Below are 14688 nucleotides of genomic sequence, written 5' to 3'. Positions count from 1 at the left end.
AATACTTTCCTACTGACGATGAGTTTGAGCGTTTTGAACCCACAATTGTCTACTTTTTAAAGGGCGATCCCCTAAAAGTGAAGTAATCACTTGTCGATATAGCTTAGTGAGCAATTGTAACTGCTCTAGATTGAATTCCCCACCTTTTTCATACTGCATCATGGTTTTTATTAAAGCACCCGATACAGCTGATCTAGATGCTTGGGCAGTGGCAAGAAATCCATCATTTAATTGGAATTGATAATTCATTTCACTAGAAATTTCTTCTTGGTTTGAATCGACTGAAAAATCAATTGCATAACCAAGGTCTTCTAATAATTCATGTTCAAACTGACGTAAAATTTGGCGTAAAAATAAGTTTTGATCTGATTGTTGAGAAAGCTTTTGTAATTGTTCTAAGGTTCTTGAATATTGACTAAATGTTTGTGGCATTTCTACTTCAAGTGGACAAAGTCTTAATAAAACTTCATTCAAATAAAAACCTGAAAAAAATGCATCGCCATGAAAAAAAATCGGCTGATTTACAATTTCTAATTTACTAAAATTTTTGAGTTCAGATTTACCTGAAGCTTGAAGGCATATAGGTTGATATTGTGGAGGAGGTGTTTGTCTTAAAATTCCATCAACACGACCATGCTCTTGCGTAAATAAATGCACAATATGGCTACGGTCACGATATTTTCTGTGATGAATTAAATAACCATGCAAAATTTCATTGCGCATGACAGAAGTTCTTAATCCTTAAATTATTTTTTTTGATTATCTTCATCATCTTCATTTGAGTCAGCGTCATCATCTCCATCCGGAATGACAGCTCCAACCACTGCTGCTGTGCCCTTTACAACACCTTTTGTTGTTTTATAGGCAACCTTAACAGGGACTGTAACAATTTTAGTAATACAGCCTTGTAGAAATAAAGCACATATTCCTATAGCAAAAACTTTTATCATTACAGCCCCCTAAGGTATCAATAAGCGATATTAAATATCGCTATATCCTAAGCTTTTCAGTGCACGTTCATCATCAGACCATCCACCTTTCACTTTAACCCAAAGTGTAAGCATGATTTTCTGTTCGAACATTTTTTCCATGTCCACACGGGCATCCATACCAATTTTCTTCAATTTCGCACCGCGCTCACCAATCACAATTGCTTTTTGGCTTGGACGGTCTACAAAAATTGTTGCATCAATATATGTACATGCAGCTTTTGGACGGCCTGTTTTTGGACTAATGGTTGCTTCTTCCGTTTTAAAAGATTCAATTTGAACGGTTAAATCGTATGGAAGCTCTTCACCCAATTGACGCATAATCTTTTCACGGATTGTTTCAGATGCTAAGAAACGCTCTGAACGATCTGTAATTTGATCCATTGAATATAGCGGTGGCTGGAACGGTAAATAACGCTCAATTGTGTCACGCAAGTGATCTAAGTTAGAACCACGTAATGCAGACACAGGAACAATTTCAGCAAAGTTCATGAGCTTTGCACGTTCTTGAATAAGTGGTAATGCTTGATTCTTATTTTCAAAAGTATCAAGTTTATTGATAACCAAAATGACTGGCATTTCTGCATTTTGCAGTTTTTCCAAAACCAAATCATCGTTTGGTGTCCACTTTTGAGCATCAACAACAAACAAAACTAAGTTTACATCACGTAATGCAGAGTGTGCAGCACGGTTCATCATTTTGTTAATCGCACGCACTTCTTTTTTGTGCATCCCTGGTGTATCTACAAATACAGCCTGAGATTTTTCACGTGTATCAATACCCACAATTTTATGACGCGTTGTTTGTGGTTTACGTGAAGTAATAGATAACTTTTGACCCAATATATGGTTCATAAGTGTAGATTTACCCACGTTTGGGCGACCTACAATTGCAACAAATCCACTTTTATAATCGGCAGGAATTTCTGTTCCTTGCGAACTAAAAAATTGACTAATTAAGTCGTTACTGTCGCTTTCTTGCGACTCGTGATCAGCATCGATGTGATCGGAATGAGTAGTCATTAAGACTTTATCTCCAATAGTTTTAAGATATCTGCCGCTACTGATTGTTCAGCAAAGCGACGGCTAGATCCTTCTCCATACTTCACGGGTAAGCCCTGAACAATACACTCTACTTTAAAGTGTTGATTCGGCGCATCACCCTGAATATCCACAACCTCGTAAACCGGGAGAGGTTTTTTACGTGCTTGTAAATACTCTTGTAAGCGGGACTTAGGATCTTTCAGTTGATCTGTTGGTTCAATATTATCTAAATAAGGTACATACCATTTTAAAACAATAGGTTCTAATATAGTTAGATCATTACAATCTACATAAATAGCACCAATAATTGCTTCCACAGTATCTGCCAAAATAGACTCACGGTGATGACCACCAGACTTTAATTCACCCGTACTTAAAATTAAATTTTGGCTTAACTTTAAGTCGTTGGCAATTTTTCCTAGCGCTTCTTGTCGCACTAAGGTTGCACGCATACGCGTTAAACGACCTTCATTTTCATGAGGATAAGCACGATAGAGATAATTGGCAATAATCATCCCTAACAATGAATCGCCTAGAAATTCTAGGCGCTCATAGTTTAATTTATGGCTCACCGAGCGGTGGGTCAATGCCAGTTGCAACAATTCAGGTTGTTTAAACTGATACCCGATACGACTCACTAAACGACTTTCATTTAGCTTGGACTGAGCTTTGATCAAAATTTTTCTCGAACTTTAACACTAAATCTATATTTAAGAAGAAAGGCTTTCTTACTTCGTAATTCTTTTTAACAACCAATTGATTATCTTTCGTTACTTTTGCGATGTCTTCAAATTTCACATCGATATTATTCATCGAAAAACGTTGATTCATTTGGGTATTAAGTTTCAATGGCGTTATATCTGATGGGCTATTTTTAAGCACTTCTGATATTTCACTATCAATCATTCTATCATCAAAATATGGTCCACCAACAGCAACCAAAAACTTTGCAAGTAATACAAAAACAATCACTGCAAATAAAATTGAACTATACGAAGCCCCACGCTGAGATTTACGCATAAATTTCCCCTAATTGTTTTAATCAATTGCCCCATTACGACCAAAAGATGGAATGTTTAACCCAGGTTCTTTATGCATCCATTTATAGAATGCGCGACCTGTTAGATTTTCTTCTGGCACAAATCCCCAAAAACGACTATCAGCACTTTGATCTCGGTTATCACCCATTGCAAAGTATTGACCTTCAGGAACTTTTACTTCCCAATATAAACCATTTGTAGTTGAATACTTACCATTTTCTACGTAGTTAATAAATGGTGCTTGGCGTGCAACATTTACGTCCTCTAACTCACGCATGGTGAACGTATGCTCACCCAATGTTTCTTTGTGATAAATAGAGGTTGGTGTATCTAAAGCATCTTTTTCACGGCTAAATTCCACAGGAACTTTAGCAACTTTTGTACCATTAATGGTGAGCTGACCATGATCATAAACAATATGATCACCAGGAACACCGACTACACGCTTAATATAGCTAATTGTAGGTTGTGGTGGATAACGAAATACAATCACATCACCACGCTCAGGTTCGCCAACATCAATAATTTTCTTATTAATAATTGGTAAACGAACGCCATAATCGAATTTATTCACCAAAATAAAATCACCTGTTTCTAAGGTTGGCACCATAGAATCTGACGGAATATTAAATGGTTCATATAAAAACGAGCGTAGAATTAAAACAACCGCTAAAACAGGCCAAAAGTCATAAGCCCATGTGATAATGAAATTTTCATTTCCACGCCCTTTTGTTTGTCTTTGTTTAAAGACAAACTTATCTAATAGCCACACAAAAAAGAATACAAGTGTGGCTGGTACGAGGATTAAATTAAAATCAAAATCCATGAGCTAAATGACCTCTGTGTTTTATCTTTCTACTTTCAATACAGCAAGGAACGCTTCTTGTGGGATTTCAACACTACCCACTTGCTTCATGCGCTTCTTACCTTCTTTTTGTTTTGATAGAAGTTTCTTCTTACGTGAAACGTCACCACCATAACATTTAGCCAATACGTTTTTACGCATCGCTTTTACTGTTGAACGCGCGATAATTTGTGCACCAATTGCAGCTTGAATTGCAACATCAAACATTTGACGCGGAATCAAATCTTTCATTTTTTCAACAAGCGCAATACCGCGATGACGAGCATCTTGACGGTGACAAATCATAGCTAAAGCATCTACTTTATCGCCATTGATCAACACGTCAACTTTAACTAAAGAAGAACTTTCAAAACGTACAAAATTGTAATCGAGTGATGCAAAACCACGCGAACAAGATTTCAATTTATCAAAGAAATCCATTACAACTTCAGCCATTGGGATTTCAAAAGTAATCGCAACTTGATTACTTACAAACTTCATATCTTTTTGAATACCACGGCGTTCAACACACAATGTCATTACATTACCCAAGTATTCTTGAGGAACGAGAATATTACATTCTGCGATTGGTTCACGGAGGTCTTCTACTGTAGAACCATCTGGCATTTTAGATGGGCTATCAATATAAATGGTTTCACCATTTTTCATAACAGCTTCGTAAATTACCGTTGGAGCAGATGAAATGAGGTCTAAATCGTACTCACGTTCTAAACGCTCTTGTACAATTTCCATATGTAGCATACCTAAGAAGCCACAACGGAAACCAAAGCCTAATGCATCTGAACTTTCTGGTTCAAAGAATAATGCAGAATCGTTAATTTGTAATTTCTGTAACGCATCACGGAATGGTTCAAAATCACTTGCGTCAATTGGGAATAAACCTGCATAAACCTGCGGCTTAACCTTTTTGAAACCTGGTAACGTTTCAACTTCAGGCGTAGTAGAAAGCGTAATTGTGTCACCTACTGGCGCACCAAAAATATCTTTAATACCCGCAATCACAAAACCAACTTCGCCTGCTTCCAACATTCCTGTTTCAGTATGTTTTGGATTAAAAATACCAACGGAAGTGATGATGTGCGTTTGACCTGTTGATTTCATCAACATTTTGTCGCCCTTACGCACACGACCTTGTTTAATACGTACTAACGATACAACACCTAAATAGTTGTCGAACCATGAATCAACAATTAAAGCTTGTAACGGTGCTTCGCGATCGCCTACAGGTGCAGGAATAATATTTACAAGTGTTTCTAAAACACCTTCAATACCTAAACCTGTTTTAGCAGAACACGTTGGTGCTTCAGTTGCTTCAATACCAATAATATCTTCAATTTCTTGAATAACACGCTCAGGCTCTGCTTGAGGCAAGTCAATTTTATTAAGTACTGGAAGAACTTCTAGACCTTGTTCAATTGCTGTATAGCAGTTTGCTACAGATTGAGCTTCCACACCTTGAGCAGCATCGACCACAAGCAAAGCACCTTCACAGGCAGCAAGTGAACGAGACACTTCGTAAGAGAAGTCTACGTGTCCAGGTGTGTCAATGAAGTTAAGTTGATATTCTTCACCATTCGGATGTGTGTAATACAAAGTTACCGATGTAGCTTTAATTGTAATACCACGCTCACGCTCCAATTCCATAGAATCAAGAACTTGCGCTTGCATTTCACGGTCTTGCAAACCACCACAGGTTTGAATAAAACGATCAGCTAGAGTCGACTTTCCGTGATCGATATGCGCAATAATCGAAAAGTTACGAATGTTTTTTATATCAACAGATTTTTTAGCTTGCGCCATGGGCTACCTTGGAAATAAACGCGCTATGCATGCAATAATTTATGCACAGCAAAAGCAGAATAAAGTTGCGAAAGATTATAGCAGATGGTTTTTTCAAAGTATTCATTATAATCATTTAGTTTTAAGCTTTCTCAGCCTAACCACATCTGCATATTTTCTATTTTTTGGATAAACAAAGAATCAAATTAAATAATAAATGATATTTCCCGAACTCTAAAAGCCAAACTTCAATATAAGCTTTTATTTTTCTTAGAACTTAGTTTGTTTTATTCAGTCAAATTTACAGGATATTACATAGACTTGCCTTTATTCACACACCACACATTTAAGATAACTTAAACTATCTTTTTAACTTTTGTTATATTTTTTTGGGTTACAATATGCTGTTTAAATCACTACTAATTACATCTATTTCTTTAATTTCATTTCAGGCATTTGCCCTAGATTATAAATCTTGCCAAATTAAAAAAGAAAAACTACAACAGCAAATTGCATATGCAAAAAAATATAACAATACAAATAGAATTAAAGGTTTAGAAAAAGCACTTGCTCGAGTCGGTCAACAATGTGCTCAAATTAAAGCAGATCAATCATCTTACTCTAAATAATTTTCACACTTAGTTTCACTATATTTTTTTGATTCTATGTTGAAAATTTACTTCTTATTCAACATAGAATTGATCTATAAAATTTATTTAGAACCCTTAACAACACAACTCCTGAAGACTTCTTATATGTCATCTAAGAAATCTAAGAAGCATCATATTGTGTAAAATCAAATGGATCTTTTTCATTTGAAATTGGCTGATAGGCTTGTGTAAAGGTTGGAGACATTCTTTTTGGTCTACCTGTATCTATTTCAATACATGCCCACTTTGTATTTCCCACAAACAATAAAGCTTTATCTGATGGTCGATAAAAGGCGTACTGTCTAAATAAATACAGTGAATTGATATCATTTAGCCACGTTCTTAATACTATAGTTTCGCCTTCTAAGGCAGCTTTGCGATATTGCACATGATGCTCTACAGCAACCATTGCATGTTTCAATTCAATATATTCTTTTAAGCCTAAACCTAACTCTTCAATATGCGCCAATGCAACATCTTGCATCCAATGCACATACATCACATTATTTACATGCCCCAAAATATCAATATGTTCTGGCTTTACTGTTAGTCTTAAATCAAAAATCTCACTCATTACGTTCTCTAAATTTTATTGCCATAACATTTGCATTAGTCTAACGAAAATTCAGCTTAGAATAAAAATAAAAACCGCCCTATAAAAAGCGGTTTTTATTGCTATTAATATCTATTAAATTGATGAAAGATAATTATTGAATACGAACACCAACAATTGCACGCTGTCCATCACGAATAATGGTCATACGTACAACATTGTTCTTTTTGAATTGAGCAACTGTTTCTACAAATTCAGATGCATTTTTTACATCTCGACTATTCACTTGAACAATGATATCGCCCGGAATTAAGCGAGCTTGTGAAGCGGCACCACCACGTAAAACATCTTGCAATAACACGCCACCTTTAACCGATAAACGACTTTGCTCTTGTGCTGTTAAGTCTCGAATACTTACACCTAAAACAGGCCCTTTATTTTGCGCATTTCCAGCTTTATTTTTGGCAGGTGTATCATCTGGTGCTGTTGATAATTTTGCTGAAATATTTTGACGTTTATCATCACGTAATACTTCAAACTGTACAGTTTGACCTGGTACAAGTCGGTTCAAATAACTAAATAACTCAACTGTTCTTAAAATAGGTGTCCCATTAATTTTTAAAATCACATCGCCCGATTTTAAACCTGCTTTTTCTGCAGGAGAGTTTGGTGCAATTTGTGTGATCAATGAACCTTCAGGTTTTGGCAGTTTATAAGATTCTGCCAAATCTCGGTCAATATCTTGTAAGCCTAAACCTAAATAAGCACGTGTTACTTTACCGTTTTTCTTCAATTGATCTGCAATATCCATCGCAACATCAATTGGAATAGAGAATGAAAGTCCCATGTATCCCCCCGTACCACTAAAGATACGAGAGTTCACCCCAACGACTTCACCCTTTTGGTTAAATAATGGACCACCTGAATTACCAGGGTTTAAAGCCACATCTGTTTGAATAAATGGAACTGAGGTTTCACCTGTCATATTACGCATTTTTGCACTGACAATACCCGCAGATGCTGAATACTCAAAACCAAATGGTGAACCAATGGCAAGTACAGGCTCACCTACTCTTAAATTATCTACATTACCTGTTTTTAATTCAGGGAAGTTTCCACCTGAAACTTTCAGTAAGGCAACATCGGTACGCTCATCACTTCCAACAACAGTTGCATCTAACTCACGACGGTCATTTAAAACAACGGTGACTTTCGATGCATTTTCAACAACGTGATGGTTTGTGAGCAAATAACCATCTTTACCAATAAAAAATGCGCTACCAAAGCCTGTTTTTTCTTGTGGTGCTTTTTGCTGAGGAATAACAATTTGATTACCAAAGAATCTGCGTAAAATTTCAGGAACCTGTTGTTGCATGAGCTCTTCTTGAGACATCTTTTTCACAACGTTTACACTCACAACTGCAGGACTTACATTTTCCACCAAATTAGAAAAATCGACTGGTGTCCCTGCATTTGTCTGCACAGCCGCCATTGTAAAAACAGCAGCATAAATTCCTTTTTTTAATTCATTAGTCTTCATATTAAATGTTCACTCGACCGGTTATTTAAATGTTATAGATAATTTTTATCACAAAGAAATATATTCTTGCGTAATAAAATGTTTCTTTATATGTTTTATAAACAATAACTTAAATATTCCTTAATTTTTTAAAATTCATAATTTTATTTCATTACTCTAGACCAAATAGCACTTGTATTTTTATGTGAAAAGCGTTCTGATGTTCGGACTTTTCTCAAAATTAGCTAATGGATATGTCTAATTTAGATACTTCTCATCAATATGATGTGATTATTGTGGGGAGTGGCGGTGCAGGCTTAACACTTGCTTTATCATTGCCACAACATTTTAAAATTGCTGTTTTAGCAAAATCATCACTCACCGATGCAAGCACCTATTATGCTCAAGGTGGTGTTGCTGCTGTTTTAGATGAAACAGACTCTATTGAACAACATATAAATGACACCATGATTGCAGGTTCATTTTTATGTGAAAAAGAAGCAGTTCAACAAACGGTTGAAGGCGGTCAAGCTTCTGTCGATTTCCTATTAAAGCAAGGTGTTCAGTTCACTTTAGATGAACAAGATCAACTTCATTTAACCCGTGAAGGCGGTCATTCTCAGCGCCGAATTATTCATGCTGCCGATGCAACAGGTAAAGCTATTTCAACGACATTAGTTGAACGTGCTAAAGAAAAACAAAATATTCAAATTTTCGAAAACTTCATTGCAATTGATGTCATCACATCACAAAAGCTTGGTTCATTAAATGAAAACCGCGCTTTAGGTTTATATGTTTTAGATGAAAATACAGACCAAGTTCATACCTTTTTAGCACCATTTACTACACTCGCTTGTGGTGGCGCAATGCGTGCATATTTACATACATCAAACCCTGACATTGCAACAGGTGATGGTATAGCAATGGCTTATCGTGCAGGTTGCCGCGTTGCCAATATGGAGTTTAACCAATTCCATCCAACTTGCTTATATCATCCGCAAGCACGTTCATTTTTAATTACAGAAGCTATGCGTGGTGAAGGTGCTTATTTGCGTTTACCCGATGGTGAACGTTTCATGTTGCGTTTCGATGATCGTGCTGAACTTGCACCTCGTGACATTGTAGCAAGAACAATTGATTATGAAATTAAACGCTTAGGTATTCGTCATGTTTGGCTCGATATTACCCATAAGCCAAAAGAATTCATTAAAGAACATTTCCCAACGTTATACGAACGCCTTTTAGAACTTGGTATTGATATCACTAAAGAGATGATTCCTGTTGTTCCTGCTGCACACTACACTTGTGGTGGCGTTATGGTGGATGAACACAGCCAAACAGATATTGAAGGTTTGTATGCCATTGGTGAAACATCGTATACAGGTTTGCATGGTGCTAACCGAATGGCTAGTAACTCACTTTTAGAATGCTTTGTTTATGGCATGAGTGCAGCAAAACATATTCAAGCTAATTTTAAAGATAACTACCAATCACCTACTGTTCCTGCTTGGGATGACTCTCAAGTAACGAATCCTGATGAAGATGTTGTCATTCTGCAAAACTGGGATGAGTTGCGTCAGACTATGTGGAATTACGTTGGTATTGTACGTACTAACAAACGTTTAGAACGTGCACTACATCGTATTGAAATGTTAAAGAACGAAATTTCTGAATACTATCAAGACTATAAAGTTAGTAAAAACCTCATTGAATTACGTAACTTAGTCCTTGTTTCAGAAATGATTGTTCGATGTGCTATTGAACGTAAAGAATCTCGTGGTTTGCATTACACACTAGACCACGCTGAACAGTTAAATGATTTACAAAGAACTGTACTTAACCCTAAAGATTCAATGATTCGTTCTGAGCAAATCAATCTCTAATCTCTGTTATTTCTTAAAAAAAAGAGCAACTTTTAAAGTTGCTCTTTTTATTTAACCTGCTGAATAAAATACGCGATGTGCAATTTCAAAGGTTTTTAAATGTAGGGGAACCAATTCTGGCAAAGGCTGATATCCACCCGCCATAACAAACATGATTGGAATGTTATGTTTTTTGGCTAAACTAAAAACTAACTCTTCACGTTTTTCGATAAGTTCAGTCGTTAACCATTTTGAACCAAATGGATCATGTTGATGACAATCCATTCCTGCTTGATAAACAATAATATCGGCTTGCCAATCAATTGCACGTTGAAAAGCCTCATAAATAGCCATGGTATATTGAGCAAAATTACCCGAGGTTTTATGTATAAGATGTGACGCCGAGCGCTCATTTGCAGTTACACCAAGTGGAAATCCATAAATTGAAAAGTTAAATAAATTTTCAATTCGACTTGCCAACTCAGTCGTTCCATCACCCATGTGTTGATCGCAATCTAAAACAAACACTCGCTTAGATGGAAAGACTTTTGCAATAAGTGCTAAACCATTAAACGTACAAAATGAACCACCAAAATCATATGTTGCATGATGAAAACCCTGAGCTACATTAGCTGAAATACCATGCTCAAAGGCTAACTCTGCTGCTTTAATTTGTCCCGCATTAATGCTTAAAACTGCATCTTTAAACTGTTCACACCACGGTTTAAACCCCGCCATTGTCGCCAATTTTGCAGGTTCACCTGTTAAGACTGCATCGACATATTTTTGTGCATGCACTTCATACAGCAAAGTATAATCCAACTCATCAGGCTCATGAATTTTCACACATTTCCATTCACCTAGTTGATCTGCAATTGCCTTTAACTTCTCCATACTGTTTGTGTGCGTATGGGCAAAATATTTCGGAGAATAGCAAACATTGAGCATTTTGCTTCTCCTTAAATTTGAGCCTTTGCCACATCAATCAATTGACTCAGCTTGGTCGTCCCCGGGCTAAATAATCCATTTGCAACTTGCTGATCATAATGTGTACTAAATGCACGTTTACGATTTTCAGGTGAAATTGCTAATGTCGTTAAGCGTAAAAACCAAAAGCCTGGAAACTCCGTATAAGGAATAACAAACCCTTTAAATTGCTTATTTAGGCGCTTATTTTGAATTTGTTCAACATCATAATTTACAGAAAACAATGATCCCGCAGGGATACGAATACCATTCATCACTAAAGTTTGTAAGCTTATACATGAATGATTATCCCCCATATTCACTTTTTCCATGAGCAATGGACGATCATATTCATCAACAATGATATTAATTTGACCATGGCGTAATATCGTACCATGAGCAATTTTTAGAAAGAATTTTTCTGCCAATGGACATGAACCAACCTTAGGCTTCTCAACCAAAGATTTGAGTTCGATCAGCTGAGATGTTTCGGGTAAAATAGGTAAAATAACATCCGCAAGCATTTGGCATAAAACTTTACTTTCTTCTAATTCGACCTTTTCATAACATTTGCGTAATGAAGACTGTATATGCGCTTGCTGTTTTAAGTTCAATACATAATCATCTTCTTTAGGTTGATTATTTAAGAATTCATCTACATCTGAGTTTTGATCCAAATTTCGCCAATTTGAAATTTCCAATCCATACAAAGACTTATTATCTAAAATTTTTCGAACACTTTTCGATGAATAATCTTTAAAAATTTTAAGATCTGTTAAATCTTTTTCCTGACGAGAAAAATTCACATAATCAGCAAGTAAACGTGTGGCTTGTGTATAACCACACCCCCGACGCTCTGTTTGATGGCTAAAATGCTCATTCAACATTTCTGTAAACTTATCTGATAATGGAAAAACATTATCCTGAAAAGTTTTTACAACTTCGTGATCTATTCCCATAAGTATCACTATCTCTAAATTATGCTTTTATTATAAATTTGGATTGATAAAAACAACTTCATAATTCAAGCTATTTGATTAATCAATATTCGATCAGCACCAGGTTTAACAAACCTAAGTAATTGAATATATTAATTTAAATATTGTTAAAATTTTAATTGATGCGTAATCACACATCTTATTTTTATATATTTAATTCCCCCCCTTATAGAATGTTCACTATAAAGAATTTTAAATATATCAAAGTTTGTTCAAATACTTGGTCTACTGTTTGGTCGTTATTCCATTCCTATATTTAGTTGTTATATTTAAGGAATGACATAGGTCGCTGTTACATGTGCAACAGGATCATCCATACCCGCCGAATAAATCCAGACTTCCCCTACAATTAAACTGCACCCGACTTTTATTAAACGACACTCGCCTTTTAAATTTTGATTACCTACAGGTTTTCGTAAAAAATTAATATTTAAATTGGTTGTTACTGCTAAAGCAATAATACCTATTTCACCTAAAATTGCGACATAAAGTGCTAAATCTGCAAGCGTCATCATTGTAGGGCCAGATACTGTTCCACCAGGTCTGAGCTGTTCCTGATCAATTTTATAAATCAGGCGTGAGCCTTTAGAAAAGACATCTTCAATTTCACAATTAACCAAACTTTGTGGAAAATCATGTTTTAAAAATTCAATAATTTCCGCTTTATTACTTTTCATTGTTATTAAAAAATCCCTTATAGAATCTTTACTATAAAGGATTTAATGAAATAGCTAGATATTAAAATTTGACTATGCAGATTTTAAATATGCCAAAGCCTGTTCAAAAACTTGATCTGCTGTTTGCGTCGCATCTAAACGCTTAATACGCTCAGGATGACGCTCTGCTAAAGTTGCATAACCCGCTCTTACTTTCTCAAAGAAAGTAACCTTCTCTTGCTCAAAGCGATCAAGTGCGCCACGCTCTCTTGCACGTGTCATACCAATTTCAATAGGCGCATCTAACCAAAACGTAAAGTCTGGCATACGCGTTACAAAATTTTCATTTAAAAGCGCAAGTTTCTCTTGGCTTAAACCTCGACCTGCACATTGGTAAGCAAAACTTGCATCTGTAAAACGATCGCAAAGTACCGTTTTTCCTGAATTTAAAGCAGGCATCACCACCAAATCTAAATGCTGCGCTCGTGCTGCATACATCAACAAGAGTTCAGTGTCATTACACATTTTTTCTTCGTGATTTACAGACAACAATAGCGAACGAATTTGTTCTGCCATTGGTGTTCCACCCGGCTCACGAGTAAGTACAACATCTTTATTTTGTTGTTCTAAATATTCATAAATACGACGAATTAACGTTGTTTTACCTACACCTTCCGTGCCTTCAAAACTAATAAACATATTCTCTCCTTAATTTTTCTTTGCACGAATGACAGCAAGATACTCTTGCACAGCGCGGTTATGGTCGGCCAAATTACTGGTAAATTTATGTCCACCCTTACCTGTAGCCACAAAATAGAGATAATCTGAATCGTCTGGATGAACAGCCGCCTCTATTGCTTTTTTACTTGGTAAAGAAATTGGTGTTGGCGGTAAGCCATCTATTCGATAGGTATTGTATGGCGTCATTGTGCGTAAATCATTACGTGTAATATTACCTTTGTAACGATCACCCATTCCATAAATGACAGTTGGATCTGTTTGCAGACGCATCCCGAGTTTTAAACGACGTTCAAATACACCTGAAACTTGTGCAAGCTCGCTATCTACATTGGTTTCTTTTTCAATAATTGAAGCCATAATCAGCACTTCATATTTATTTTTATAAGGCAGATTCTCTTCTCTATTTTCCCACGCCTCATCTAAAGCTCGCATTTGACGTTTATATAAATCGAGTAAAATGGTTTTATCAGACTCGCCTTTATCATAAAAATAAGTATCTGGCGCAAATAAACCTTCAGGATGATCAAAAGGAATATCTAAAGCTTTTAAAATTTCTGCATTTGATAAATGACTCACTTCATTTTTAACCAAAGGATTTTTTCGAAGTGAGTTAATTAAATCCTTAAAAGTGGTTCCCTCAATGACTTGAACACGATTCATGTCCGCATTATCAATATTAGAAATCATATCTAATACTTGACGCACACTCATGCCTTTACGAACTTCATAAACACCTGCTTTTAAAGTGTCATGAATCATAAACTTTTGATAAAGCTTCAATACAATTGGGAAATTTACTTTGCCTTCATGCGCTAAATCGTCAATAAAACCTGTGTAAGTATCGCCATTGCTAATAATAAGTCTTTGTTTTGGAGCATCTACAGGATAATCCTTAAATAGACTACTCCAAAGTACACCCGCCACTACAACAGCACAAAAAAGAGCTGTCATTAAAATAGTTTTAGCTGAAACGACTGATGATGATTTTGTCGTTTTCTTTTTAACTTTTGGCTTTGGTTTAGACAT

Annotated in this window: 16 protein-coding genes; 2 read left to right on the top strand and 14 right to left on the bottom strand. The window is 35.9% G+C overall.

Translation table 11 applies throughout. The features are described from left to right. Nucleotides 1–9 precede the first annotated feature (9 nt). Genes recO through lepA form a run of 7 tightly spaced genes read right to left on the bottom strand, consistent with a single transcriptional unit; the run spans nt 10 to nt 5738 of the window. The gene (gene recO, locus SKM54_RS06400) at nt 10–723 is read right to left on the bottom strand and encodes a DNA repair protein RecO (RefSeq protein ID WP_321088041.1); all 714 of its coding nucleotides are present in this window, start codon (nt 721–723) and stop codon (nt 10–12) included. Nucleotides 724–746: 23 nt separating this feature from the next. Continuing rightward, nucleotides 747–950: an NF038104 family lipoprotein gene (locus SKM54_RS06395; RefSeq protein WP_248103338.1), complete on the bottom strand. Its 204-nt coding sequence runs from the start codon at nt 948–950 to the stop codon at nt 747–749. 30 nt (nt 951–980) lie between these two features. Then, nucleotides 981–2012: a GTPase Era gene (gene era, locus SKM54_RS06390; protein ID WP_248103340.1), complete on the bottom strand. Its 1032-nt coding sequence runs from the start codon at nt 2010–2012 to the stop codon at nt 981–983. Further along, a complete protein-coding gene (gene rnc / locus SKM54_RS06385; protein ID WP_321094760.1) occupies nt 2012–2710 on the bottom strand; it encodes a ribonuclease III in 699 nt (232 codons plus the stop codon). Before rnc ends, era begins: the two co-directional genes overlap by 1 nt. Next, the gene (locus SKM54_RS06380; protein ID WP_154773437.1) at nt 2682–3053 is read right to left on the bottom strand and encodes a DUF4845 domain-containing protein; all 372 of its coding nucleotides are present in this window, start codon (nt 3051–3053) and stop codon (nt 2682–2684) included. The genes rnc and SKM54_RS06380 overlap by 29 nt, the downstream gene beginning before the upstream one ends. Nucleotides 3054–3071: 18 nt before the next feature. After that, entirely contained in the window at nt 3072–3899 is an 828-nt protein-coding gene (lepB, locus tag SKM54_RS06375; protein WP_154773436.1) for a signal peptidase I, read from the bottom strand. A 21-nt stretch (nt 3900–3920) separates the two neighbouring features. Continuing rightward, nucleotides 3921–5738: a translation elongation factor 4 gene (lepA, locus tag SKM54_RS06370; protein WP_154773435.1), complete on the bottom strand. Its 1818-nt coding sequence runs from the start codon at nt 5736–5738 to the stop codon at nt 3921–3923. 380 nt (nt 5739–6118) lie between these two features. Between lepA and SKM54_RS06365 the strand changes: the two genes are divergently transcribed. After that, nucleotides 6119–6346, top strand: coding sequence for a DUF1090 family protein (locus SKM54_RS06365; RefSeq protein ID WP_154773434.1), 228 nt, complete (start codon nt 6119–6121; stop codon nt 6344–6346). A 142-nt stretch (nt 6347–6488) separates the two neighbouring features. On the opposite strand, the gene SKM54_RS06360 is transcribed toward SKM54_RS06365, so the two are convergent. Beyond that, entirely contained in the window at nt 6489–6941 is a 453-nt protein-coding gene (locus SKM54_RS06360; RefSeq protein WP_321094758.1) for an acyl-CoA thioesterase, read from the bottom strand. A gap of 133 nt (nt 6942–7074) precedes the next feature. Next, nucleotides 7075–8460, bottom strand: a complete 1386-nt coding sequence (locus tag SKM54_RS06355) for a Do family serine endopeptidase (RefSeq protein WP_154773432.1) — start codon at nt 8458–8460, stop codon at nt 7075–7077. Between the two features lie 227 nt (nt 8461–8687). Here SKM54_RS06355 and nadB point away from each other — a divergent pair, with 227 nt between their 5' ends. After that, the gene (gene nadB / locus SKM54_RS06350; protein WP_321094756.1) at nt 8688–10322 is read left to right on the top strand and encodes an L-aspartate oxidase; all 1635 of its coding nucleotides are present in this window, start codon (nt 8688–8690) and stop codon (nt 10320–10322) included. 51 nt (nt 10323–10373) lie between these two features. Here the strand turns inward: nadB and SKM54_RS06345 are convergent, their stop codons facing one another. The 5 genes from SKM54_RS06345 to mltG all read right to left on the bottom strand — a co-directional run bounded on the left by SKM54_RS06345 (nt 10374) and on the right by mltG (nt 14688). Beyond that, on the bottom strand, nt 10374–11249 hold the full coding sequence (locus SKM54_RS06345; protein ID WP_321088038.1) for an arginase family protein: 876 nt from the start codon (nt 11247–11249) through the stop codon (nt 10374–10376). Nucleotides 11250–11260: 11 nt separating this feature from the next. Next, nucleotides 11261–12226, bottom strand: a complete 966-nt coding sequence (locus tag SKM54_RS06340; protein WP_321088037.1) for a hypothetical protein — start codon at nt 12224–12226, stop codon at nt 11261–11263. 308 nt (nt 12227–12534) lie between these two features. Beyond that, nucleotides 12535–12942, bottom strand: coding sequence for a PaaI family thioesterase (locus SKM54_RS06335; protein ID WP_321088036.1), 408 nt, complete (start codon nt 12940–12942; stop codon nt 12535–12537). Between the two features lie 72 nt (nt 12943–13014). Continuing rightward, a complete protein-coding gene (tmk, locus tag SKM54_RS06330; protein ID WP_321094754.1) occupies nt 13015–13620 on the bottom strand; it encodes a dTMP kinase in 606 nt (201 codons plus the stop codon). Between the two features lie 9 nt (nt 13621–13629). Beyond that, nucleotides 13630–14688 (bottom strand): endolytic transglycosylase MltG, encoded by a 1059-nt coding sequence (mltG, locus tag SKM54_RS06325; RefSeq protein WP_407061297.1) that lies wholly within the window; start codon nt 14686–14688, stop codon nt 13630–13632.

It is taken from the genome of Acinetobacter faecalis (assembly GCF_034187745.1).
In the GTDB taxonomy this organism is placed as follows: domain Bacteria; phylum Pseudomonadota; class Gammaproteobacteria; order Pseudomonadales; family Moraxellaceae; genus Acinetobacter; species Acinetobacter faecalis.
The sequence above is the reverse complement of the archived record's forward strand: the minus strand, read 5'-3'. Positions and strand labels throughout refer to the sequence as shown.